Source organism: Janthinobacterium lividum (genome assembly GCF_011601275.1).
Taxonomy (GTDB): Bacteria; Pseudomonadota; Gammaproteobacteria; order Burkholderiales; family Burkholderiaceae_D; genus Janthinobacterium; species Janthinobacterium lividum_E.
Window position 1 is genome coordinate 1 of the sequence record NZ_JAAOLY010000067.1, and the last position, 348, is coordinate 348.

A 348-nucleotide genomic window follows, 5' to 3' on the forward strand; every position below is an offset into this window, starting at 1 on the left:
TATATGGCGCCGTGCCGCCCGCTGCAGTCAGGGTGGCCGTGTAGGCCGCTTCCGCCGTCGCATTGGGCAAGGTGGCCGGCGTCAGGCTGACCGTGGCCGAGGACACCACCAGAGTATAGCTTTGCGTGCCGGTGAACTGGTGCGCATCTGCCGCTTGCACGGTCAAGGTAAAACTGCCGCCCGCCGTTGGCGTACCGCTGAGCAAACCGCTGCCGCTCAGAGTGAGGCCCGCTGGCAGGCTGCCGCTCGATACCGTATAGGCATACGGAGCGACGCCGCCGCTGGCCGTCAATTGCCGGCTGTATGCCGTGGCCACTTTCGGCGCCGGCAAGGTTGCCGGGGTCACCG

At 67.2% G+C, this 348-nt stretch carries 1 protein-coding gene; it reads right to left on the minus strand.

The window, feature by feature from the left end; translation table 11 throughout:
* On the minus strand, positions 1–348 hold a 348-nt coding region (locus tag GYK42_RS29785; protein ID WP_166450288.1), incomplete at both ends, for an Ig domain-containing protein.